The following is a 23,297-nucleotide window of genomic DNA, read 5'->3' as shown; positions in this document are numbered from 1 at the left end:
AGGTGTTGGAAGCAATGGTGAAGCTGCCGATCTACATGGACTACCACGCCACCACGCCGCTGGACCCGCGGGTGCTGGAGGTCATGCTGCCCTACCTGCGCGAGGACTTCGGCAACGCGGCCAGCCGCAACCACGTGTTCGGCTGGAAGGCCGAGGCAGCGGTGAAGAAGGCCCGCCAGCAGGTGGCCGAGCTCATCGGCGCGTCCGAGCAGGAAATCGTCTTCACCTCCGGCGCCACCGAGTCCGACAACCTGGCCATCAAGGGCGTCATCGAGTTCTACAAGTCCAAGGGTGACCACATCATCACCCTCAAGACGGAGCACAAGGCCGTCCTGGACACCTGCAAGCGCCTGGAGCGCATCCGCCAGGAGCGCCTGGACGAGCTGAAGGCGCTGCGCCTGGCGCAATTGGCCGAGCAGGACGTCACCGAGGACAACCTCGCCGAGCTGGCCGCGAAGTTCGACGTGGAGAACGACGCCACCTACAAGAAGTGGGCGGAGCTGCCCACCGGCGGCGCGCGCGTCACCTACCTGGACGTGGAGCAGGACGGCCGGGTGAGCCTGGAGAAGCTGGCCGCGGCGATGACGCCGAAGACGGTGCTGGTCTCCATCATGTTCGCCAACAACGAGATTGGCACCGTGCAGCCCGTCGCGGAGATTGGCGCCCTGTGCCGCTCCAAGAGCGTGCTCTTCCACTGCGACGCGGTGCAGGGCATCGGCAAGGTGCCCTTCGACGTGGAGGCCATGAAGGTGGACCTCGCGTCCATCACCGCGCACAAGATGTACGGCCCCAAGGGCGTCGGCGCCCTCTACGTGCGCCGCAAGCCGCGCGTGCGCATCGCCCCCATCATCGACGGCGGCGGCCACGAGCGCGGCATGCGCTCCGGCACGCTGAACGTGGCGGCCATCGTCGGCTTCGGCGCGGCGGCGGAGTTCGCCCGCAAGGAGCTGCCCGAGGAGTCCGCCCGCATCCTCCGGCTGCGCGAGAAGCTCCGGAAGGGGCTGACGGACGCGCTGGACATGACGGTCATCAACGGCTCCATGGAGCACCGGCTGCCGGGCAACCTCAACATCTCCTTCGCCCACGCCGAGGGTGAGTCCCTGATGATGGGCATCAAGGACGTGGCCGTGTCCTCGGGCTCCGCCTGCACGTCCGCCTCGCTGGAGCCGTCCTACGTGCTCCGGGCGCTGGGCGTGGACGAGGAGCTGGCGCACAGCTCCATCCGCTTCGGCCTGGGCCGCTTCACCACGGAAGAGGAAGTCGATTACGTGGTAGAGCTGGTCGTGGGCAAGGTCCGCAAGCTGCGGGAGATGAGCCCGCTCTACGAGATGGCCAAGGAAGGCATCGACCTGAAGTCGATTGAGTGGACGGCGCACTAGCGCCGCCCATCCGAGTGAACGGCGCATTAGCCCGTCTTTCCTGGCATACAGCGGAGCGCATGGCCCCTCGGATGGGGGGCATTGCCCTCCGGAACCTTTGGTGCGAAGCATCCGTTGAAGGAGTCGATATGGCTTACAGCGACAAGGTCATCGACCACTACGAGAACCCCCGTAACGTCGGGACGATGGACAAGGAAGACCCGAACGTGGGGACCGGTCTGGTGGGCGCCCCCGCCTGCGGCGACGTGATGCGCCTGCAGCTGAAGATCACCGAGGACGGGCGCATCGAAGATGCCCGCTTCAAGACCTTCGGCTGTGGCTCGGCCATCGCCTCCTCCTCGCTCGTCACCGAGTGGGTGAAGGGCAAGACGGTGGACGAGGCGATGACCATCTCCAACAAGGACGTGGCCCGCGAGCTGTCCCTGCCGCCGGTGAAGATCCACTGCTCCGTGCTGGCCGAGGACGCCATCAAGGCGGCCATCGAGGACTTCAAGAAGAAGCGCGCCGCGCGCCAGGCCAAGGCGTCCTGACGCGGCGGGACGGGAGAGGCAACCATGAGTGAGCAGGCGACCCAGGAGACGATGCAGAGCCAGCCGCCTGCCACCGCGCCCGCGGCGAAGCCCGCCCCCCCGAAGGGCATTGTCATCGCGGACAGCGCGGTGGGCCGGCTGAAGGAGCTGCTGGAGCAGCGCCAGACGCCCGAGGCGGGCCTGCGGCTGGCCGTGAAGGGCGGCGGCTGCTCGGGCCTCCAGTACTCCATGGAGTGGTCCGAGAAGTCCCGCGAGCGCGACAAGATTTTCGAGAAGGACGGCGTGCGCGTCTTCGTGGACCCGAAGAGCTACCTGTACCTCATCGGCACCACGCTGGTGTTCGAGCAGACGCTGATGGCCTCCGGCTTCAAGCTGGAGAACCCCAACGTGAAGGCCGCCTGCGGCTGCGGAGAGAGCTTCTCCGTCTGAAGCGGCCTCCGGTGCTCCGCCCCTTCCCGGGCGGGGCCACCGACACATGGGCCCGGCCAGCCGCCGGGCCCTTTTCGTTTGTCACCCCTTTGGAGAGCCCCCTGTGAGGACCCACTTCGACGTCTTCGGGCTGCCGCGCGCCTATGACGTGGACGTGCCGGCGCTGGAGAAGCAGTACCGCGAGCAGTCGCTGCGGCTCCACCCGGACCGGGTGGCGCAGGCCGACGCTCGCGAGCGCCTCAAGGCACTGGAGGGCACCACCGCGCTCAACGAGGCCTTCAAGACGCTGAAGGACCCGGTGCGCCGCGCCTTCTACCTCCTCAAGCTGCACGGCATCGACCTGGACCGCGAGGACGCGGGCGCCCAGAAGGACATGCCGCTGGAGTTCCTGGAGGAGGTCATGGAGCTGCGCGAGGCGCTGGATGGCGCCATGGCGAAGAAGGACCTCGCGCGCGCCCGGGTCATGGCCACCGACGTGGAGGCCCGGCGCATGGTGGCGCTCGCCGAGGCGGCCGGCATCCTGCGCACCCTGGAGGGCGGGGGGGCGGGAGCGAACGGGGAGGCGTTGGTGAAAAAGGCATCGCACGCGCTGGGGCGGGTGCGCTACTTCACGCGCTTCCTCGAGCAGGTGGACGCGTTCGAGGAGGAGAGTCTGTCGTGAGCAAGAACGGCTACCTGCAGATCCACGACCCGCTGAAGCCCAAGGGCTACGCGGTGGGCATCGACCTGGGCACCACCAACTCGCTCGTCGCGGCGGTGGTCCAGGACACGCCCCGCTGCGTCCCGGTGGACGAGGGGGACTCGCTGCTGCTGCCCTCCGTGGTGCACTACGCGAAGGACGGCGGCGTGGTGGTCGGCGCGCGGGCCCGGCGCCTGGCGCCCGAGCACCCCACCGACACCATTGCCTCCGTGAAGCGCTTCATGGGCCGCAGCCCGGACGACGCGGAGACGCGCAAGCTGGGGCACTACCGCTTCGTCCCCGGCGCCAAGGTGGTCCGCTTCGACGTGGCCGGCGGCACCCCGGTGACGCCGATTGAGGTGTCCGGCGAGGTGCTGCGCGCGCTCAAGCGCCGCGCGGAAGCGCACTTCTCCACCAAGGTCGAGCAGGCGGTCATCACCGTGCCCGCCTACTTCGACGACGCCCAGCGGCAGGCCACCAAGGACGCGGGCCGGCTGGCCGGGCTGGAGGTGCTGCGGCTGCTCAACGAGCCCACCGCCGCCGCGCTGGCCTACGGCCTGGACAAGGGCAGCCAGGGCACCTTCGCCGTCTACGACCTGGGCGGCGGCACCTTCGACGTCTCCATCCTCAAGCTGGTGGAGGGCATCTTCGAGGTGAAGTCCACCGGCGGCGACTCCGCGCTGGGGGGCGACGACTTCGACCGCGCCATTGCCCAGCAGGTGCTCCAGGCCATGGGCGCCGCGGAGCCCTCCCCTTCCCTGGTGGCCGAGGTGCTGGCGGCCTCGCGCAAGGCGAAGGAGGCGCTCACCGACGCGCCCGAGGTGCAGCTCACCGTGGGCGGCCACACGCAGACGGTGAAGCGCTCGGACATGGAGACCTGGATTCAGCCGTACGTGCAGAAGACGGGCGTGGTGTGCCGGCGGGCGCTGAAGGACGCGGGCGTGACGGCCGGGGAGCTGGACGGGGTGATCCTGGTCGGCGGCGCCACGCGCGTGCCGGCGGTGCGCCGCTTCGTTGCGGAGCTGTTTGGCCGCGAGCCGCTGGGCGACATCGACCCGGACCAGGTGGTGGCGCTGGGCGCGGCGGTGCTGGCCAACCTGCTCACCAGCGTGAATCGCCAGGACGACGTGCTGCTGCTGGACGTGATTCCGCTGTCGCTCGGGCTGGAGACGATGGGCGGCATTGTGGAGAAGCTCATTCCGCGCAACTCCACCATCCCCATGGCGGCGGCCCAGGTCTTCACCACCTTCAAGGATGGGCAGACGGGCCTCGACGTGCACGTGGTGCAGGGCGAGCGCGAGCTGGTGGAGGACAACCGCAGCCTGGCGCGCTTCACCCTCTCCGGGATTCCGCCGCTGGCGGCGGGCATCGCGCGGGTGGAGGTCCGCTTCAGTGTGGACGCGGACGGCATCCTCTCCGTCAGCGCGAAGGAGCAGAGCACCGGCGCCGCGCAGTCCATCACCGTCAAGCCGAGCCATGGCCTCACGGATGAGGAAATCGAGCAGATGCTGCTCGACTCCATCGACCATGCCGAGGACGACATCCAGGCCCGGCAGGTGCGCGAGCAGCGCGTGGACGCCGAGCGCGTCCTGGCCGAGGCCGACCGCCAGCTCCGCGAGCACGGCTCACTCCTCCAGGAGGGGGAGCGGGAGGCCATCGACGCGGGCCTGGCCCGGGTGCGCGAGCTGATGAAGGGCGAGGACCACCTGAAGCTGAAGGAGGCCGTGCACACGCTGGACGAGGCGTCGCGGCCCTTCATCGAGCGGGTGATGAACCAGGCCATCACCTCGGTGGTGGCCGGGCACTCCGTGGAGGAGTACTGACGTGCCGAAGGTGACCTTCAAGAGCCCCCTGGCCGAGGTCAGCGCCGACGTGCCCACGGGCACCACCCTGCTGGACGCGGCCGAGCACTGCGGCGCTCAGGTGGGGCACAGCTGTGGCGGCGTCTGTGCCTGCTCCACCTGCCATATCTGGGTGCGCAAGGGCCTCGACTCGCTGAGCGAGCAGACGGACGCGGAGGCGGACCGCCTGGACATGGGGTTCGACGTCCGCCCGTACTCCCGGTTGAGCTGCCAGACGGAGCTGGGCGGCGAGGACATCCTGGTGGAGATTACCGAGGAGTCCCTCACCGCCTTCATGGACGAGAACCCCGCCCTCCGCCGCACGCTGGAGGCCGAGGGGAAATGGCCGCTGAAGAAGTAGGGTTGTTACGTAGTGCTTGACGGGGCGAGGCAGGATCTTTATACGTCTCGCCCATCGCAGCACGGCAGCACAGCCCCACCCGCCCAGGTGGTGGAATTGGTAGACACACTAGATTCAGGGTCTAGCGCCTGCAAGGGCATGGAGGTTCGAGTCCTCTCCTGGGCATGAAGTTGATAAGGGGTCCCGGTTTCCGAACCGGGGCCCCTTTTCGCTTTTCAGGAGTCCTGCTTCGACGCCTCAGGGCGGCGCGGGCTCCACGGAGTCATGGGCCACGTGCTGCGCGGCCTCGCGCGCCAGGCTGCCTCCCTTGCGCAAATCCCGGATGCGGATCTTCCGCAGGTGCACGGAGACGGCGCCCACGCCCACCTGGCTGATGACGGTGCCCAGGTGGGTGAGCGTGGCGAAGGCCGCGGCGTCCTCCGGCGTGGCGCCCAGGCTGCGGGCGGCCCAGCTGGTGACGAAGTAGTAGAGCCCCAGGCCCGCCGGCACCCCGGGGAGCGACTGGCCCAGGGAGATGGCGCCCAGGACGACGGCTCCGGCGAAGAGTCCCCCGCTGATACCGATGCCGTGCAGGGCCAGGCCGTAGGCCAGCGCGGATGCCAGCACCGGGCCCACGGAGAAGGCGAACACCCGGGCCATGCCGATGAAGGAGCGGGCGGTGCCCAGGCCATCGCTGACGTGGTGGAGGAAGCCCTCCAGCCGGGGCAGCTTGTGGCGCCGGTGCAGCCAGTGCGCGAGCGGAGCGGACCAGTGCGCCAGCAGCACCACCAGGGCCACCAGCCCCACGCACAGGGAGACGGCCACCTTCAGCTCGCCCTCGAAGCGGGACAGCGTCGCGCCGAAGGGGCCCAGCAGGGACACGGAGACCAGCAGCATCAGCGCGGCGAACTCCATCAGCTTGCACACGCCCACCGAGCCCAGGCAGCGCAGGAAGGGGATGCGCTGGGTGCGCGACAGGAGGAACGAGCGCATGACGTCGCCCAGCTTCCCCGGCAGCGCGTTGTGGACGAAGGCGCCAATCGCCACCAGGTGGTAGCGCTCCTTCAGCGGCACCGGCCGGCGCAGGGTGCTCTGCCACTGCACCGCGCGCAGCGGAATCACGGACGCCTGCAGCAGGAAGAAGGGCAGCAGCCACACGAGGTGGCCGGGGAGGTCCCTCACGAACTCGTCCAGCGGGAAGCGCGGCTGGAGCAGCGGCCCCGTGCCTTGCAGGTTCCACTTGAAGAAGGCCGTGGACAGCAGGACGACGGACAGCCCCAGGCCGAACACCGCCAGCAGCACCTTGAGAAGGGCCCGCCCGCCCTGTCCGCGCCCCTTCACAGCACCAACCTGAGGGGGGGCGCCGGGTCCAGGTACGTCTCCGCCAGTCGCTCGTGGAGCTGCACGCAGTGGCTCAGCCCGGACAGGTCCACCGGAGCATTCGCGGGCCAGGCCACCAGGCTGTTGGCCTCCGTGCGCGTCACCCCACCGTGCGAGCCGAACTCCCAGGCGAAGCCCACGGTGCCGCCGCGCTGCACCGCCTCGCCGAAGAGCACCACGTCTCCCGCCGTCGTCATGGACGGCAGCACGCGGAGGAACTCCGCCACCGCGCGCCTGCTGAACTCAGGGGACAGCGGGGCGCGGTCCAGCTCATCCGGGCCGTACACGCCGCCCTTCACCAGCGCCACCGCCGAGCTGCCCCGCCTTACCGCGACGATTCCAATCTCCGGGCTCCGCGTCACACGTGCGAGCACGTCCGGGTGCCGCGCCAGCAGCTCCCGCGCCTCCAGCGGCTGGCGCTCTCCGGAGAGGTACACGTGGGCGAAGTTGCCGCACTCCATGACCACGGGAGTGAAGGGCGCGCGCGGCGTGGTGTCCGGCGCGGGGCGTGGGCGGCCGTCACAGAGTCCTCGCGCCAGGTCCTCGGACAGCGGCCCGGGGACTTCGCCCTCCAGCAGCCACTGCGCCAGGCGCCGGCCCTGGCGCTGCTCCAGGGGCAGGCTGTCCACGTGCCCGTGGTCGGAGAGGATGATGACGTCGTAGGGCCGCTCCACGGTGCGCGCCACCGCGTACAGCTCCGAGAGGTACGTGTCCACGCGGTGCAGCTCTTCGAGCGCCAGCGGCGAGCGGGGCCCGCGCCGGTGGGCCACCTCGTCGTAGTTGCCATAGACGAGGTAGATGGCGGGCACGCCCCGCACCATGTCCACCAGCGCCTTGGTGTGCGCGAAGCTCCAGCCCAACCGCTGGAGGAGCACGCGGCTCAAGAGGAAGCCCTGCTCGTGGCGCCAGTCCTGGAGGGAGCGCGCCCAGTGCCGCACCTCGCGCGCCGCGTGCCACGTGTCCATGCCCAGCGTGCGCAGATAGGAGAAGGTGCCTCGCGTGCGCGCCGCGGACACGCCCATCATCTCGTAGGAGAAGGAGCGCGCCATCTGCTTGAAGCTGGCCAGCGTGCTCATGCTGAGCGCGTTGTCCGCGCCTGCACGGAACAGCGAGAAGTACCCGTGTCCGCCGCCGTCCAGCAGGCTGGTGCGCCCCGCACCGCGCAGGCGCTCGTCGACTTCCCGCGCGTCCGAAGGAGCGTTCATCCGCACCTCGCGTCCCAGCTCGCGGTCGTACCAGGAGTACGCGGGCAGGTTGGAGTGGCGCATCCCGTACAGCAGCCCCGCCTGGAAGTAGGGCGTGGACGTGGGTGCACCCCAGAACGCGTCTTCCAGGTGAAAGGCGCCAGAGCGGACGAGGCTCGCGAAGAAGGGCATCCGCCCGGCAACAATCGCCTCGTCCAGGAGGGTCTTCGGGACACCATCGAGGTGGACGATGACCACGTTCCTGGGCCGGCGCTGTGATGCGGGCGGCACCTTCCGGCCAATCCGGCGCACGAGGCCATTGGCCCACATGTGCATCGCTGGGGTGATGACACCGCTCACGTTGACGCCTCCCCTCCCCCGCGAGCCAAGATGAGCACTCGGGAGGCCGCTCGCCTTCGCCGGCAGCCAGGTCTGCTGGTGGGTAGGCAGGCGGCCTGGGCCGCTCACACCCTCGGGATGTTTTTGCCCGGCTGAGACGTCAGAGCGGTCCCCAATGCTCATTCCCGCAGTCGTCCTGCTCGCCAGCCTGAGTGCTGCCCCGGTGGTGCCACCGCCGCAGCCCGCGCCCGGGCTTCCCCCCGCGAAGAAGGAATCCGGAGTCGACGCGATTGCCCTGCCGCTGGTGAGCTTCAACTCGGACCATGGGTTCGGTTACGGCGGCGTGGGAGGCATGTACCTGTACGCCCCGGGGAAGGCGCCGTACGCGCACGCCCTGGGCGCGCAGGTGTTCTTCAGCAGCCGCGGCGTGCAGAACCACTACCTGCGCTACGACGGGCCGCAGCTGCTGGGCCCGATGCGGCTGGAGGGCCGGCTGGAGTACCGACGGGAGATGCGCAGCCCGTTCTTCGGCGCGGGCAACAAGTCCGCCCCGGACTTCCGCGGCGACGAGAACGACCCCCGGTACAACTTCGACAAGGGCTCGCCGGGCTTCTGGGTGCGCCTGCGAGGGCGGCCCTGCGGCGACACGCATCCGCTCCAGTCGTATGTGGGGTACGGGTGGCGACACACGAGCGTGGACGCGTACGAGACGTCCAAGCTCGGGCAGGACAAGCCGCTCGGCATCGAAGGCGGCTCCACGGGGCAGCTGCTGGCGGGCGTGATGTGGGACACGCGTGACGACGAGTCGGACCCGACGGTGGGCGGCGTGGAGGAATTGGCGCTGCGCGTGTCTGGCACAGCGACGGGCAGCCGGTACCACTACGTGGGCATCACCCTGAGCGAGCGGCGCTACCTCAAGCTGTCCTCACGGCTGACGCTGGCGCACCGGCTGACGCTGGACATGCTGTTTGGCGACGTGCCGTTCTACGAGTGGAGCAACACGGGCGGCGTCAACGTGACGGAGGGCGTCGGCGGGATGAGCAGTGTGCGCGGGATTGAGCGCAACCGCTTCTCGGGGAACATCAAGGCGTTCAGCAACACGGAGCTGCGCTTCCAGGCGGCGAACCTGAAGGTGTTCGGCCAGGACATGCGGTTGGGCGCGGTGGTGTTCATGGACTTCGGGCGCGTGTGGCACCCGGGCGTGCCGGACGGCAAGTGGTACGAGTGGCACCCGGGCATCGGCGGCGGCGTGCGGCTGGCCCGGAGAGCCGCGGTGGTGCGCATCGACTACGCGCGCTCCACGGAGTCCGGGAAGCGGCGCCTGTATTTGACGTTCGGGCACATGTTCTGAGGAGCAACGGGCCAGGGGCCAGGCTCGTTACAGCTTTACGCCGTCCAGCCGGTCCAGCACGGCGCGGATGTCCTCTTCCGTGGTGCCGAACTCCCGGGCGAGCTTCGTCGCGGAGAACGTCACGGCCGCCGTGGACGATGGGTACTTGGAGAAGGTCCTCGCCACGACTCCGAGCTGACCTGGCCATTGCACGGCGGCCAGCTCGTGGCTCCTCTGCGCGGGGTTCAGGAGGGTGAAGCACGGCCACGCGGGGAACTTCAGGGAGCTTACGTCGCAGCCGATGAAGCGGCAGCCCTCCAGCTGCGCGCCCGTGAAGTCGCCACCTTCGATGCCACCCTCTTCCGAGTCGGGCCAGCGTCCGAAGTCGCAGCCGGTAAGCACGCCCGTGAAGCGACAGCCTTTCAAGAAGACTCCGTCCCAGGGGAAATGCTTCAGTTGTTTCTTCACCTCGATGGTGCAGTCGATGAGACGCGTCCTGGCAATGGTCAGCGCGCTCGCGGGCACTCCGATGACGAGGGTGCAGTTCCTTAGGGTGAGGTGATGACCGAGGTAATAGTGCTCGGTCTTGCTGTTCAGCTCGAGCCGCTCATTTTCGAGTTCCGTGTCGCGGTACTGAATCATCGTGTATCGGCTCGCAGATCTGCTCAGAACGTGACCATTCGGAACAAGGAGTCCGCCATGCGCTGCCCATGCAGGGCGAGGTTGGACTCGGTCCCGGAGAGAACTTCGTATCTGTACCCGGTGGCTGGATCAACGGCGTCGACTCCTGTCCGGCTCCAGCGGAGCTCCGGAAACTGCTTCCGAAGCTCTCTCTCCACGAAGCGTCCCCTGGACTGACGCTCCAACAAGCGCGCCAGCCACGCCTTACCTTGCGACGTGGCTTGCTCGATTGCCGCAAGCTCATCGCCCTCCGGCCCTCGCGACCTCCAACGCTCGGCTCCGCGAGCCGCTGCGGCCTGAAGCTGATCTCCCACCGGGTCTGTCGCCGGAATCTCCTTCAGCGACTTGTTCGCGGGCACGTGCCAGCGCTGATCGTTGATGACCACCTGCCGGTTTCCGCCCTGGTGCCGGATGACGGTAGTGGCTGCGACCTCTGCCTCCGCTGACGCCCCGGCGGCCTGACGCCCCGGGCTCCGGGTCAAGACCGAGAACGTGCCCTCGGACGAGGCCGCCACCGTCTCCACCTCGGCCAGCGTCGCGAGTCGCACCCCGCCCTGCGCCTCGGCCTGCACCGCCGCCTGCGTGAACCCAGGCAGCTTGGGCACCCTCTGCGCCAGCTTCGTCGCCGAGCCCCCCAGGGCCGCCGTGGCCACCAGCACCAGTACTCGTGCGGTGTTCTCTCCCATCACCCGGCCGAACTTCTCTCCGGCGGTGCTCAAGCCCTCGAAAGTGGTGGCACGGTCGGCCTCCTCCACCAGCCGCACCCAGCCCCGCATCAGGCTCCACACCGTGTCCACGCCCAGCCAGGCCAGCAGGGCCACCGTCAGCCCGGCCGCGAGTCCCTTCGAGAGCGGGTCGGGCAATGCCCACAGCAGCAGGTACACGGTGGCTGTCCAGACCAGCATGGACAGCACCGCGGAGGGCTGCACCATGCCCTTCAGCGCCTCCTTCGTCTCTCCCAGCACCGAGCCCAGGGAGATCGCCAGGGCCAGCGCGTACCTGTCGTCACCGCGCACCGTGGGGCCATCTACCAGCAGGCTCAGGCAGTCACCGCCGCCCTGAGTCCGGACGCACCAGCGCAGGTACTCGCGCGTCAGCTCCGCTTCCGACTGGGAGGCACGGCCTGCCACTTCCAGGGATGCCATCCGGATGAGGGGACCTCCCGTCTTGTGCGCTGGAAGCCCACCGTCCGCCTCCCGGGCGAACAGCCGCCTGGCGGATTCCCGCGGCAACGCCGTGGGGCGAGCCTCGCGCGTCAACCTCGCCACGGCCTCAGTGAAGTCGTCATCATCCAACTCCACCGGCTCGACGTGCGAGGTGCGTGGCGAGAAGATGCTCAGTGAGTACCGGGAAGCCTGGGGTCCTGCTTCGCGGTCGTCCCAGGCCTGGCGAGGAACATGCGAAGCGGCGCCGCAAGCGGTCAGCAGCACCATGAGAACGGCACCGACCCGGTGGAGTGTCACGCCCGGTTCCGCACTCATGAGAGCATCGTGACGCCAGAGAGGCACAGGCAAGCCGAGGACGACGCTTGGAGCTCCATTCACACCAACCTTGAAGGTGGAGGAATCACTCCTAACACGTCAGTCGAGAGGACCCACCCATCAAGGGCAGCGGCATGAAGCTCCCAGAGCCCCGCTTCCGGGTGGGCCAGAAGGTGCGCGTCATCCTCAACGAGCGCAACAGGACCCCACGTTCGACGAGGACCTGGAGCCCGTCGACGAGCCAGGCAGTGTGGCGACGCCAATACCTGCCCTCCGGACACGGCTCAGATGTACTCGTCGAACCAGTCGAACATGCGGTGGTTGGCCACGGCCTGCGCGGCTTCCTGGCAGTGCAGGAGCCCGGTGTCCTCCTCGGTGAAGAGCAGGTAGTCCTTGGGACACGTCAGGGCGTCGAAGAGCAGTCGCGCCTGTCCCACGGAGAACGCCTCGGCGGTGCCATCCACCACCAGCGTGCGGCAGCGGATGCGCTGGACGACGGACTCGTTGTTGAACTCACGGAGCTTGAACAACAGGTCCGACGGCGAGCTGGCACCGTGCTTGGACATCGAGTCCCGCATGTACCAGCGATACAGGAACACCGCGTCCATGAGCTGCGCCATCGCCGCGTCGAACGCCTGCGGGTCCGTATCGAGCAGCGGCATGATGTCCGGGAAGTACATGTTGAACTGGTCGAACGAGGACTGTCCCCAGTTCAGGACGCCGGGATTGGGAATGAGCAGCTTGATGCGCCGCTCGAATGCGGCGGCACGCGGCACGAGCGCGCCTCCCATGCTCCAGCCCAGCAGGGCGATTCGCCCCGAGTCCACACCCGAGATGCGCGTGGCGAAGTTGATGACCGGGGTGATGACCTTCTCCCAGTCGGGACGGAAGGTGAGCCCCTGCTCGCGGATGGCCATGCCCTGGCCGGGCGCGTGGACGATGAGGCAGTGGTAGCCCCGCTCCAGGGCGGCATCCATCACATACTTGGACTCCTCGGGACAGGCGTCGCGTCCCTGCTGGAAGATGAGCAGGGGCGCGCGGCCCCGGGCGCGGGGCGAGCGGAAGAAGTAGCCGGGGAGCGTCGTGCCCTCGTACGGAATCCGCACGGCGACCGCGGGCAACTCGAGCAGGGCAATGGCCTTGTTGTACGCATCCACGGCCTTGCGCCCCGTCTCGAGCACACTCGGGTGGCCCGGCTCGGGGTGGTGAATCAAGGCGGCGCGGTAGTAGTTGGCGGCTCGCAGGTAGGCATTGCCGGCACTGTACCGGCGTCCCCTGGCGCGACTCGCGTCACCCATTCCGCGCAGACGGTCGGCCGTGCTAACCCACTCGGTGGCCCAGCTCCAGTCATCATCCGGGACGATGCGGCTCGCGGTGTCGAGCACCTCGCCGATGTCCGCCTGGGCGCTGTAGGTCGCGGCCAGGAAGTGCAGGAGCTGGCTGTCCATGATGGGGTCGGCCATCAACCCCAGCTCGTACCAGGGCCTGCGCTCCGGCGCGGACGGCACGCCAGCCATGGGGCGCGGTGAGGCGTCAGCGGGCCTGGCGCGAAGCAGCGCGAGGCCACCGGTGAGACCCAGACTGGCTTGGAGCAGAGAGCGTCGGTCCAACGAAGAACCCATGGTCTGAAACCTCTCGAAAAAGGGCGTTCGGGACTCAAACGCCGGAGGCGCTCGAACCTGTCACTCGTTCCGGCGCCGCCGCACGGCGCCGGAGAGGACCCGCGGCCGAGTCCCTGTGGCTTCAGGAGCAACACGCCACCGCGCCTTGTAGCTCACGGGTCCTCGCGTCCTCCGGGGCCCTCCTCTGAAACAGGGGCTGAAACACAGTGGCACGCGCCCTGCTCAATGCGTGGGCAGGACCGCGCCCCGTGCCGGTCCCTCACACAACTCGGAGGAGGCATCACATGAAGCTAGGGAAACACATGCGCAAGCTGCGCTGGGCGGGGCTTTCCGTCACGGTGCTCGCGGCACCCGCGGGCTTCGCGGCGGACTGCCCCAAGCCCGTGCTGGACCAGTGCGCGAACGTCGACTACCGCGCGAGCAGCTGTGGCCAGACTCACGACGCGTATTGCCAGGGGCTCGTGGAGACGGAGTGGAAGGCGCGGTGGGAGGCTGGACCCAAGCGCACGGCCCTGCTGCCCAAGGAGATGGGCGGGAAGACGGCCACGGTGGCCTATGAGACCCACCAGCCGAAGGAGACGCAGTTCGAGGGCATGAACCAGACGCTCGCGGGCCAGGTGCTCAAGGGCCAGGTGCTCTACCGCAAGAAGATGGAGAACCTGACGGAGGACGAGAAGAAGTACCAGGAGCAGCTCAACGCTTGGGACGGCAACGGCACCCAGCTCACCTCCTGCCAGGAGTTCGTGCACGAGAAGTACTACGACTTCAGCCGCTTCGAGCTGCGCGCGGGCGAGCACGGGGACGACTACCGCGCCCTCATCACCGCGGCGTACGGCAAGGACGGCATCGCCTACCGCACCCTCTACGCGAGAGACCAGGCGAAGCTGGCCCCTCTCTGGGACGGAAAGGCCGTAGCGAAGAACGCGTACTTCCGCTTCACGCCGGGCCCCTATCCCACGGGCGCCAACGGCTACGTCTTCAAGTCCGAAGCCGCCAAGCTGGCCAACAACGCCACCGCGCGTCAGTGGGCCGCCCCGTCGGACTCGTGGCACGAGGCCCAGGCCAAGCAGCTGGCCAACGTGCCGGACGACGTGCTCAACGAGTATCAGCAGGAGCAGGAGTCCTTCGCCGCCCTGCTGCGCCAGCGCGAGACTGTCTACAGCGAGTGGTACCAGAACTCGAAGCTCTACAAGTCCCGAGACCACTCCACGGAGGAGCTCGACAAGCGCGCCGCCGAGCAGCTCTACAGCCTGGACAAGGCGCTCGAGTCCTCGCTCGTCAACGCGCAGAAGCAGGGCTGCCTCGACAGCCAGAAGCTGACGGCCTGTGACTGGAGCCCGCGCCGGTACCTGAAGATGGTGGAGGAGGCGATGGGACCGCGCCGCGAGGCGGACCTGCAGGCCTGCCTCTTCCTCACGGGCAACGACTTCAGCGAGAAGAGCTTCGTGCGCAACGCGGACCTGCTGAAGGTCAAGGGACTGGAGCAGAAGGACTACACGCTCAGCACGACGCTGCTCTCGCAGTACATCGTCGCCTACGGCCTGCACATCCGGAACCTGGACCTGCCGGTGGACCCGAGCTCGGGAGAGGTGCGGCACGGCGGCGAGTCCAGCGACAGCGGCTACTCGGGCGACGCCACGTTCGGCGGCGGCTACGACTACACGGCGGGCTGGGAAGTCACGCAGGCCGGCGGCACCGCGAAGATGCTGGGCGCCTGGTGTGACACCAACGCGCGGCTCTACGGAGAGTTCAACGCGTACGTCAACGTCTTCAGCCCCACGCGCTTCGAGGTGGCCCACGTCAACGGCGAGGCCGCCACGGAGGGCAACGGCATCCGCCTCAAGCTTGGCGCCCGCGTCCTGGGGCTGACCGTCTACACCCACGACCAGAACTACCCGCTCCGCGTCACGTTCGCGGAGGGCAGGCCCTTCTTCCAGAGCGACGCCGCGCGGGCCTCCGCGACCTTCATGGTGTGGTTCATCCCCGTCACCGTGTCGGGCGGCATCTCCGCGGAGGCGGGCGTGCGGATGAGCATCGGTGGCGCCATCACCCGCAACTGCACCGAGGACCTGCTCGGGCTGGACCTGTTCGGCACCATCACCCCGTACGCCTCCATCAACGGCTTCGCCTCCGTGGGCATTGGCGTGCCCGGCCTCCAGGTCGCCGTGCGTGGCACGGTGGTCATCGCCCGGGTGAACGTGCCGCTCTATGGCGACATCGGCATCTACCTGAGCTCGCCGTCGCACCCGACGGACCCCAACACCCTGTTCCTCCGCCTCTCGTCGAAGCTCGACATCGAGATGCGGTTCCTGGACGGGCGCATCTCGCTCTACGGGGAGCTGGGTCCGCTCCACGGTGAGTTCCCCATCTTCAGCTGGTCCGGCTTCGGCGGCAGGGTGAACCTGTACAACGAGTCGAAGAGCTTCCCGCTGGCCCGCCTCTACTAGCCACACCCGCCACCGCGGTGTGCACACGCCGCGGTGGCCCCTTCCCTCATTCGTTCCGGAGTCCTTCATGTCTCGCTCGAGGCTCGCCCTCCTTCCGGCCGCGCTGGTCACCCTGCTGCTCGCGGGCTCCCTGCTCGCCTGGAACGCCTTCCGTCCCTCCCTGTCCGGGGCCGTCACCGGAGTCTTCGCGGAGCGCGCCTCCCGGCTGCCGCTCACCCGGTGGGAGCCAGGCGAGGAGCGCACGTACCGCTTCGTCTGGGACGACCTGCAGCGCGTGGAGCTTCCGGTGCCCACCTCCGGCGAGGACTCGGCGCTCACCGGAACGCTGCACCTGGAGGGGGAGCTGACGCTCCAGGCGCTCGAGGTCCGCGACACCGGCACCCGGCTGCGCCTGGGCCTGAAGCGGCTGGACCGGCACGAGGCCCTCGTCTCGGGCCAGGCCCTCTTCCCGGATGACGCGTCCGTGCGGGCCCAGCTTCCCGCGTCCGCTTCCGCCTGGCTGGAGCTGGACGCCCGGGGTGCGCTCCTGGCCGCCCGCTTCTCCGAGTCCGAGCCGCCCATGTTCCGGCAGCTCGCGCAGACGCTGGCCGCGGAGCTCTTTCCCACCGAGCTGCGCGACGCCGCCGAGTGGCAGGCCGTGGAGTCCACGCAGACGGGCGAGGTCGAGGCAGACTTCCGCTTCGAGGGCGACGACGCCTCGCGGCTGACGCGCCGCCGTACGCGCTACCAGAGCCTGCGGGCGGCCGGGGAGGTGAAGGCCTTCCGGCAGAAGCTCAGCTCGCTCACGCACTTCGAGCGAGACCCGGACGGCCACCTGGCCGCGGTGTCCCATGACGAAAGCCTGGAGGCCACGCGCACCGACGGCAGGCCGTTGCTGTCGCGGCTCATGCGCCTGCGCGTGACGTTCTCCACGCGCGAGCAGAAGCCGCTCCCGATGCAGGGCGAGGACAAGCCCATCGTCCGCACGCCGGCGCAGATTGCCTTCGAGGGTGACCCCGAGCTGGCCCTGCTCACCAGCCAGGCGGATGGCCTGACGGTGGACGAGGCGCTCGAGGTCCTCGCGACCGCTGGAGACCCCGACGCGATTCCGGAGCTCGGCCGCTTCGCCCGGAGGGCCATCGCCGCGCTCAAGCTGGAGCCCGAGCGCGCCAACGAGCTGGCCCGTGTGTTCCGGCTCAAGGACGCGCGCCCCGCGCTGCGCGAGCTGATGCTCGACCTGCTGGTGGGGGCCGGCCATGCAGAGGCGCAGGCCACGCTGCGCGAGCTGATTCAGTCCCCCGAGGCGCGCGAGCATGAAGCGGCGCATGCGCTGATGGTGCAGCGCGCGGGCTTCCTGGAGAACCCGGAGCCCGAGACGGGCCGGATGCTGGCGGACCTGCACGCCCGGGCCCGGACGTCCGGGGATATCGGCGGGGAGCGCGCGTCCTCATATGCCCTGGGCTCCCTTGTTTCCCACCTGCCCCCGGACGCTCCGGAGGTGTCGGAGTACGTGGGCGTGCTGGAGGACTCGCTCGCCCGTGCGAAGAGCGCCGAGGAGCGTCTGCACTCCCTGCGCGCCCTGGGCAACACCGGCGCGGAGCGCGTGCTGGAGCTGAGCGCCCCGCACCTTCGCGCGGACGAGGCGGACGTGCGCTCCGCCGCCGCCGAGGCCCTCCGCCGCTCGCCCCAGGAAGTCGCCACCCGCATGCTGCTGGATGCGCTGGAGACGGAGCGCGAGCGCGCCGTGCAGTCCGCGCTGCTCGACGCGCTCGACGCGCGCTCCCTCGGGATGCCGGAGCTGGAGCGGCTGCGCGCCTGGGTCGTGGCGGGGCGGCTCGCGCCCGGCGCCGAGGCCACCCTCCTCAACGTCCTCTCGCACCGGCTGGATGGCAGCGCGCCCATCGTCCAGATGCTGCAGGCCCTCTCGCTCCGTCCCGGCCAGCAGCCCGCCACCCGCGCCCGGGTGATGGCGCTGATGGCCCAGGCCTCCGCCCGCCGGGGCGGCTGACCCGCTTCGCTCACCTTCAACCCACAAACCGCAGTCGAGGTCCTCATGACACGCAGTCTCAACGGGCTCTGCTCCCTGGCCCTGCTCGGCTTCCTGCTGGCGAGCACCGCCCACGCCGACGTCGTGGACGACGTGTGGCGGGGCACGAACATCCGCCTCAACGCCGCGCGCATCCACGTGCGCGGCAATGACTACTCCACGGGCTACTGGCTCCTGCCCAAGGCGGCCAACACGTTCAACTTCAACGTCCCGGCACGCCAGTTCGGCATCGACTCGGACCTGGTGCTGCACCTGTACGGCTCGCGCTCGGGCAACGTCATCACCTGGACCTTCAACGATGCCCTGCCGCGCCCCTACTACCTGGGCGACGCCAACAGCGTGACGCGCGTGCGGGGCACGCTGAAGGCCCGGGCCCGGCAGGTGCGCGGAGCCGATGACCCGTATTGCGACCACGCCGCCTGCCCCCACAACGTCGAGCTGGTCCTGGAGCCCGGCACGCGCGCCTGGGTGGACGGATACACGGACGTCGTGTTCCAGTTCGACTGGACGGAGGAGGTCTCCTTCCGCCAGTTCATCGCCTACGCGGGAGTGCCGCGGCCCCGGCTCGCCTCGGTCCGCGTCACGATGCCGGCCAGCCGCTGCGCGACCGAGAGCCCCACGGAGCTGTCGGGCGAGGTGACGCTCAGCAGCCGCGCGCCCACGGGCGGCATCCTGGTGGACCTGATGAGCGTGGACGCCAGCGTCGGCGTGCTCCCGGTGCGCGTCCCCGAGGCCCAATCCTCCGCGCGCTTCGCCGTCCGGCTGCCCGCGGGCTGGAGCGGGCCCACCGTCATCTATGCAGCCTCCGGCGGCGTCCGGCAGATCGTGAAGGTCGCCCTCACCAAGTGCGTCACCACCTTCTTCACGTTCACGAAGTGGCACTCCCTCGCGTCGAACTTCCTGCCCCGATGGGTGCTTCCCGGAGGAATCGTGGTGGCGTCGGCGGAAGGCTACGCGACGGACGCCCTCATCACCCCGGCCTCCGAGGTGTACTGGCTGCACGAGGTGCTCGACGCGAAATGGGTGCAGGTGAAGGGCGTCCAGGCAACGGGGGACGTGTTCGGCACGGCGTACTCGGACAAGGGGCCCAGCGCGTTCCGGCTGCGGGCGTCCAAGGTGAAGTCCGGGGCGGAGTTGCGACTCGACGGGTGGGAGGCCGTGGCCGCCAACTCGCACGGCACCCTCCTGGTGAGGACCCCCGAGGACGAGACGCAGATCTACCGCGTCGACGAGGTGGGGCCGGCGAAGCATCCGGGCCTGGAGGGGCTGTACCCCAGCCGCACCCTCTTCAATTCGCTGGGCCAGGTGGCGGTCACCCTCAAGACGGAGCAGGGGAACCGGGTCGTGCTCGTCCAGGGCAAGGAAGTGAAGTGGCTGCTGGACGTCGAGTCCGCGGTCACCGCCTTCAATGACGTGGGCGTGCTCGCGGGAGTGGCCCTCGTCGAGGACAAGGCGCTCAGGGCTTTCCGCTGGTCGGAGAAGGCGGGGCTTCAGTGGCTCCCCCTGCCGGAGGGGCTGGCGTCCTCCCGGGCCACGGCCATCAACGACGGTGGATGGGTCGTCGGTACCGCCACCTCGTGGGATGGGAAGACGCAGACGGCCTTCATCACCACCCCGGACGGCAAGAGCACCCTGCCGCTCGACAAGCTCCTCCCCCCGGAGCTGGCCAAGGCCGGCTTCCGTATCCAGGAGGCCCTCTCGCTCTCCGAGGACTTCAGCGTCCTGGTCCGTGCGGTGAACGGCCAGGGCCAGCGCGTGCACCTGGTGCTGAGCCCATGAGCCGCGCTCCGGCCAGCCCGCCTTCCACTCTTCGAGCAAGGACGTTCATCGTGAATACGAAATCACCCCTGAGGGGGTTCCTGATGTTGTGCATGGTCATCCTGGCGGGCTGCGACGGCTGCCAGGGCGGCGGCGGTGGCGCGAACGCGTGCCGGACGACGGCGCCCATCTGCGACCCCGGCCTGGTCTGCAGCAGTGGAAGCTGCGTGCCGTGTGGTGGCGACGGAGCGGCCTGCTGTGTCAACGGCGCCACCACCAGTTGCAATGGCACCCTGATGTGCGTGATGGAATCGGCGGGAGAGCGCTGCCGGAACTGCGGTGACGTCGGTGAGGCGTGCTGCAACTCTTCCGGGAGCCTGCTGTGCAACTCGAACGCCGTCTGCGTGAGCGGGAGCTGCCAGTCGGTGGCTGCCCTCACCTGCGACCCCGGCGGGAGCCTCTTCAGCGTGGGCGTCCAGGATGAGAACCTGTGCGCCCTCCGGGTGGTGGACGTCCGGGCGTCGTCCGCGGCGAATGCCCTGAGCTGCGCGGCCAGCAGCGGCATGCTGGCCATGGGCGAGCAGGTCTACGAGATACCGAACACCCCCATCACCGACTACGAGCTGTGCGTGGAGACCGAGAGCGAGGGTCGCCGCACGTCGACTGTGCGGGCCTTCGACGAGTTCGAGGCCCTCCGGTGTGCTCGCTGGACGCGGTGTGGTGATGCGGGCTGCACCAGTGTCACGCACGGAGCCTGCGGCCCCTGAACCGGAGCTGGCGCGGGGCGGAGGGAAGCGAATGCTCCGTCCCGCGCGTCAGCCCAATGGGCGCCACGGCGCTCAGCTGAGCGCGTCCAGCCAGTTGCGCAGCCGCGGGTCCACCTGTGCCTCACCGCGCACGCCGGGCTCCGGGTCCAGCGGAAGTGTGTGGAACCCACGCGACTCCAGGCCCTTGCACAGCTCCGTCCGCACCTGGACATCCGGAGCGAACAGGATGCACCCGTCCCCGCCGCCAGCGCCGGACAGCTTCCCCGCGCAGCCGTAGGCCGCCGCCAGCGCGAGCACCCGCCGCATGCCCTCCGTCTCCAGCGGGCCCAATTCCAGCAGCAGGTCGTGCTGCGCCTTCACCGCCTCGGAGAACGCGCGGAAGTCGCCGCCCCCCAGGCCGTCTTCAATCACCTGCCCCAGCGCATCCGAGCGCGCCACGAAGGCCCGCCGCCCCGCCTCCTCCAGCCGTGCCTCCACCTGCGCAATCAGCACCCGCGTGGAGGCGCTCTCGCCCGTGAAGGCGTACGCCATGGACACGCGCGGCACCGCCAGCCGCCACACGTCCACCGACGGTGACTCCGCCAGCGCCGCGCGCAGCCGCCCCGCGTTGCTCGCCTCGATGAGCGGCGCCACGTCATAGCGCCGGTAGCGCAGCAGCCCTCCGGCGAAGCTCGCCGCCACGTCCCCGCCGCTCCCCTTGCCACCCTGCCCCAGCGCGTGCGCCGCCAGCGCCAGCTTCAGCGCGTCGTAGCGCTCCTCCAGCACGTAGCGCGCACCTTCCGCCGCCAGCACCGCCGCGCAGGCGCTGCCGCCCATGCCCAGCTTCTGGCCATTCGGCCCCACCGCGGACGGCGCCACCGCCAGGTCGAAGCCCGGGCTCGCCCGGCCGTGCGCACGCAGGGCCTCGTCCAGCGTGCGCGCCACGAAGGAGAACCCCGCCGGCACCTCACGCTCCCACCGCACCCCCAGCGGGGTGGTGCTGCCACCCAGCGCCCCCTCCTCCAGGCACACGTGCACGCGGGCATCCGCGCGGCGCCGCACGTAGGCCGCCGTGCGAGGCGCCACCGCGGCCACCCGCGCCACCCCGCCCCACAGCACCGCGTACTCACCGGAGACGAACAGCTTGCCCGGCGCGGAGAGGGCGCGCTCCATCAGAACAGGTGCTCCGACTTCAGCTCCGCGTCACCGCCCGGCACGCAGCGAATCACGTCCACCGCGCCGCATGCGCGCGCCAGCGCCTCCGCCGCGACTTCATGGGCCGCGTCCGTCAGCAACACCGGGTTGGGCCCCGCGTCCAGCGTGAACCACACCGGCATGCCCTTCTTCCGCTGCTCGCGCAGGTGCTGGATGACCGCCAGCGTCCCCGAGTTCAGGTAGCAGAGCGGCGGGTCCGCCGCGAAGGCCGTCGCATGCATCCGCCACGCGTTGCGCTCGCACAGCTCTCCCAGCGCCTGCAAATCCCTGCGGGCGATGTGCTCGCGCGCCTGGACAATCTCCTTCTCCGCGTCCTGCACCCAGGCCGGGTAGTAGGGGCTGGTGTCCACGGTGTGCTTCATCCCGTCCCGCGACTTCACCTCCTTCTCGCCGCGGTCGAGGATGGCCACCACCATGCGCAGGTCCGACCAGTGGGTCGCGTTGAAGCGCTGCACCGCGAAGCTGTCCTCGCCGTCCGGACGCTCGCCACGCTGCCACTCGCAGAAGCCGCCCTGCACGCTGCGGCACGCCGAGCCGCTGCCCAGGCGCGCCAGGATGCTCGCCGCACGGGGCTCCGCCGACTGCCCCGCCGCCGCGCGCCCCGCCACCGCCAGCGCCGCGAAGCCCGCCGCGCTGCTCGCCAGCCCCGCCGCCATCGGGAAGTCTCCGCGCGACACCACCTTCGCGGGCCCCAGCTCATTCTTCGAAGCCGCGCGCACCGACTCGAGCAGGCGGAGCACGCGCTCGCGCTCGCTGCCCTTCGCGATGTGGCCGTTGAGCTCCACGTGGTCATGGCCCACGCCGAACTCCACCGTCGTCGTCACCGACAGCGGCGACAGCGTCAGGGACAGGCTGGACTGGTGAGGGAGGATGAGCGCTTCGTCCCGCTTTCCCCAGTACTTCACCAGGGCGATGTTGGGGTGCGCCAGGGCTGTGGCTTTCATGGGAGGACTCACAACGCCCGCGGGCCCGCGAGCTGGCTGCTGAAGCAGCGCACGCCCAGGGCGGTGAGCTGCTTCACCGCGGGCGCAGGTTCGAGGAACAGGCCGATGACGGCCCCACCATCTCCGCCAGCCCCGGTGAGCTTGGCGCCCAGCGCCCCCAGCTCCCGCAGCCGGTACACCATCTCTTCCAGCGGCGGCGACGACAAACCCAGCGCCGCCAGCAGGCCCTGGTTGACGTTCATCGCGTCGCCCAGCGCCTCCAGGTCTCCCGCCTCCACGGCCTTCGCACCCTCGGAGGCCACCCGCCCCATCTCCTTGAACAGGCGCTGGTAGCGCTCCGGCCAGCGGGCCTGCCGCGCCCGCAGCGCCCCCACCGTCGCCTTCGTCGGGCTGCGCTCACCGGCCAGCGCCACCACGACGTGCAGGGGCCTGGGGCTTCCCACCACCCGCCCCGTCCCCAGCGTGTCCGTGGCCGGCTTGCGCCGGTAGAGGACGAGCCGCTCCTCCGCGCTGGTGGTGTGGTCCACGCCCGAGGGCGTGCCGTGGAACTCCTGCTCCATCGCCCACGCCACGCGCGCCGCTTCCTTCGGCGTGGGCTCCTTCCCCGCCGCCTTCAGGAGCAGGCGCGCGCACGCCACCGACAGCGCCGCGGAGCTGCCCAGCCCCACCGCCAGCGGCAGGTCCGCCTCCAGCGACACCTTCACCAGCGGCGAGCCGGTGGCCTCCGCCGCGCGAGCGAAGGCCGCGGTGAGCTGCGCGCGCTGCGCCCGGCTGAGGTGCGCAGGCAGCGACAACTGGCAGCGCTTCGCGGGCACCCCGCGCGCCGTCACACCCTGGGACAGCGGACCGGCAAGCGCCGGGTGGCCGTACACCACGCTGTGCTCGCCGAGCAGGATGACCTTGCCGGCGCCAAAGGCTGTCAGGGGTGGAGCGCGCGGGGCCACGG

The 23,297-nt window shown here is 69.8% G+C and carries 19 protein-coding genes and 1 tRNA gene; 12 read left to right on the top strand and 8 right to left on the bottom strand.

Annotation, left to right across the window (positions count from 1 at the left end):
• The first annotated feature begins 17 nt into the window (after nt 1-17).
• The 7 genes from G4D85_RS44825 to G4D85_RS44795 all read left to right on the top strand — a co-directional run bounded on the left by G4D85_RS44825 (nt 18) and on the right by G4D85_RS44795 (nt 5,384).
• A complete protein-coding gene (locus tag G4D85_RS44825; RefSeq protein WP_205525997.1) occupies nt 18-1,379 on the top strand; it encodes an IscS subfamily cysteine desulfurase in 1,362 nt (453 codons plus the stop codon).
• A 128-nt stretch (nt 1,380-1,507) separates the two neighbouring features.
• Nucleotides 1,508-1,909: a Fe-S cluster assembly scaffold IscU gene (gene iscU, locus G4D85_RS44820; protein WP_164020587.1), complete on the top strand. Its 402-nt coding sequence runs from the start codon at nt 1,508-1,510 to the stop codon at nt 1,907-1,909.
• Nucleotides 1,910-1,933: 24 nt separating this feature from the next.
• Nucleotides 1,934-2,338 carry a HesB/IscA family protein gene (locus G4D85_RS44815; RefSeq protein WP_164020585.1) on the top strand — a complete coding sequence of 135 codons (405 nt, stop codon included), beginning with the start codon at nt 1,934-1,936 and terminating at the stop codon, nt 2,336-2,338.
• A 103-nt stretch (nt 2,339-2,441) separates the two neighbouring features.
• Entirely contained in the window at nt 2,442-2,999 is a 558-nt protein-coding gene (gene hscB, locus G4D85_RS44810; protein WP_205525991.1) for a Fe-S protein assembly co-chaperone HscB, read from the top strand.
• A complete protein-coding gene (hscA, locus tag G4D85_RS44805; RefSeq protein ID WP_164020582.1) occupies nt 2,996-4,840 on the top strand; it encodes a Fe-S protein assembly chaperone HscA in 1,845 nt (614 codons plus the stop codon). The genes hscB and hscA overlap by 4 nt, the downstream gene beginning before the upstream one ends.
• 1 nt (nt 4,841) lies before the next feature.
• Nucleotides 4,842-5,219 carry a 2Fe-2S iron-sulfur cluster-binding protein gene (locus G4D85_RS44800; protein ID WP_164020580.1) on the top strand — a complete coding sequence of 126 codons (378 nt, stop codon included), beginning with the start codon at nt 4,842-4,844 and terminating at the stop codon, nt 5,217-5,219.
• An 81-nt stretch (nt 5,220-5,300) separates the two neighbouring features.
• Nucleotides 5,301-5,384 (top strand) — tRNA-Leu (locus G4D85_RS44795).
• A gap of 72 nt (nt 5,385-5,456) precedes the next feature.
• Here G4D85_RS44795 and G4D85_RS44790 read toward each other — a convergent pair.
• Together G4D85_RS44790 and G4D85_RS44785 are read right to left on the bottom strand one after the other, a co-directional pair.
• A complete protein-coding gene (locus G4D85_RS44790) occupies nt 5,457-6,539 on the bottom strand; it encodes a lysylphosphatidylglycerol synthase transmembrane domain-containing protein (protein ID WP_164020578.1) in 1,083 nt (360 codons plus the stop codon).
• On the bottom strand, nt 6,536-8,098 hold the full coding sequence (locus G4D85_RS44785) for an alkaline phosphatase family protein (protein WP_240359897.1): 1,563 nt from the start codon (nt 8,096-8,098) through the stop codon (nt 6,536-6,538). The genes G4D85_RS44790 and G4D85_RS44785 overlap by 4 nt, the downstream gene beginning before the upstream one ends.
• Before the next feature lie 178 nt (nt 8,099-8,276).
• Here G4D85_RS44785 and omp85 point away from each other — a divergent pair, with 178 nt between their 5' ends.
• The gene (omp85, locus tag G4D85_RS44780; protein WP_205525990.1) at nt 8,277-9,452 is read left to right on the top strand and encodes an Omp85 family outer membrane protein; all 1,176 of its coding nucleotides are present in this window, start codon (nt 8,277-8,279) and stop codon (nt 9,450-9,452) included.
• A gap of 27 nt (nt 9,453-9,479) precedes the next feature.
• Here omp85 and G4D85_RS44775 read toward each other — a convergent pair whose 3' ends face one another.
• The 3 genes from G4D85_RS44775 to G4D85_RS44765 all read right to left on the bottom strand — a co-directional run bounded on the left by G4D85_RS44775 (nt 9,480) and on the right by G4D85_RS44765 (nt 13,110).
• A complete protein-coding gene (locus tag G4D85_RS44775) occupies nt 9,480-10,073 on the bottom strand; it encodes a pentapeptide repeat-containing protein (protein WP_164020576.1) in 594 nt (197 codons plus the stop codon).
• A 23-nt stretch (nt 10,074-10,096) separates the two neighbouring features.
• Nucleotides 10,097-11,575: a SitA5 family polymorphic toxin gene (sitA5, locus tag G4D85_RS44770; protein ID WP_476705377.1), complete on the bottom strand. Its 1,479-nt coding sequence runs from the start codon at nt 11,573-11,575 to the stop codon at nt 10,097-10,099.
• Between the two features lie 302 nt (nt 11,576-11,877).
• Nucleotides 11,878-13,110, bottom strand: a complete 1,233-nt coding sequence (locus tag G4D85_RS44765; protein ID WP_240359888.1) for an alpha/beta hydrolase family protein — start codon at nt 13,108-13,110, stop codon at nt 11,878-11,880.
• 389 nt (nt 13,111-13,499) lie between these two features.
• Here G4D85_RS44765 and G4D85_RS44760 point away from each other — a divergent pair, with 389 nt between their 5' ends.
• The 4 genes from G4D85_RS44760 (at nt 13,500) to G4D85_RS44745 (ending at nt 20,213) form a co-directional block, all read left to right on the top strand.
• On the top strand, nt 13,500-15,662 hold the full coding sequence (locus G4D85_RS44760) for a hypothetical protein (protein WP_164020571.1): 2,163 nt from the start codon (nt 13,500-13,502) through the stop codon (nt 15,660-15,662).
• A 67-nt stretch (nt 15,663-15,729) separates the two neighbouring features.
• Entirely contained in the window at nt 15,730-17,649 is a 1,920-nt protein-coding gene (locus G4D85_RS44755; protein WP_164020568.1) for a HEAT repeat domain-containing protein, read from the top strand.
• 45 nt (nt 17,650-17,694) lie between these two features.
• Nucleotides 17,695-19,467 carry a hypothetical protein gene (locus tag G4D85_RS44750; RefSeq protein ID WP_164020566.1) on the top strand — a complete coding sequence of 591 codons (1,773 nt, stop codon included), beginning with the start codon at nt 17,695-17,697 and terminating at the stop codon, nt 19,465-19,467.
• Nucleotides 19,468-19,550: 83 nt separating this feature from the next.
• Nucleotides 19,551-20,213: a hypothetical protein gene (locus tag G4D85_RS44745; protein ID WP_240359887.1), complete on the top strand. Its 663-nt coding sequence runs from the start codon at nt 19,551-19,553 to the stop codon at nt 20,211-20,213.
• A gap of 72 nt (nt 20,214-20,285) precedes the next feature.
• Here the strand turns inward: G4D85_RS44745 and G4D85_RS44740 are convergent, their stop codons facing one another.
• From G4D85_RS44740 to mvk, 3 genes are read right to left on the bottom strand one after another with little or no spacing between them, the layout of a single operon-like run.
• Entirely contained in the window at nt 20,286-21,365 is a 1,080-nt protein-coding gene (locus tag G4D85_RS44740) for a mevalonate kinase family protein (protein ID WP_164020562.1), read from the bottom strand.
• On the bottom strand, nt 21,365-22,351 hold the full coding sequence (mvaD, locus tag G4D85_RS44735) for a diphosphomevalonate decarboxylase (RefSeq protein ID WP_164020560.1): 987 nt from the start codon (nt 22,349-22,351) through the stop codon (nt 21,365-21,367). Before mvaD ends, G4D85_RS44740 begins: the two co-directional genes overlap by 1 nt.
• Before the next feature lie 8 nt (nt 22,352-22,359).
• Nucleotides 22,360-23,295, bottom strand: a complete 936-nt coding sequence (gene mvk / locus G4D85_RS44730; protein WP_164020558.1) for a mevalonate kinase — start codon at nt 23,293-23,295, stop codon at nt 22,360-22,362.
• Nucleotides 23,296-23,297 lie beyond the last annotated feature (2 nt).

It is taken from the genome of Pyxidicoccus trucidator (genome assembly GCF_010894435.1).
Taxonomy (GTDB): domain Bacteria; phylum Myxococcota; class Myxococcia; order Myxococcales; family Myxococcaceae; genus Myxococcus; species Myxococcus trucidator.
This window is presented reverse-complemented; position numbering and strand designations above follow the sequence as displayed.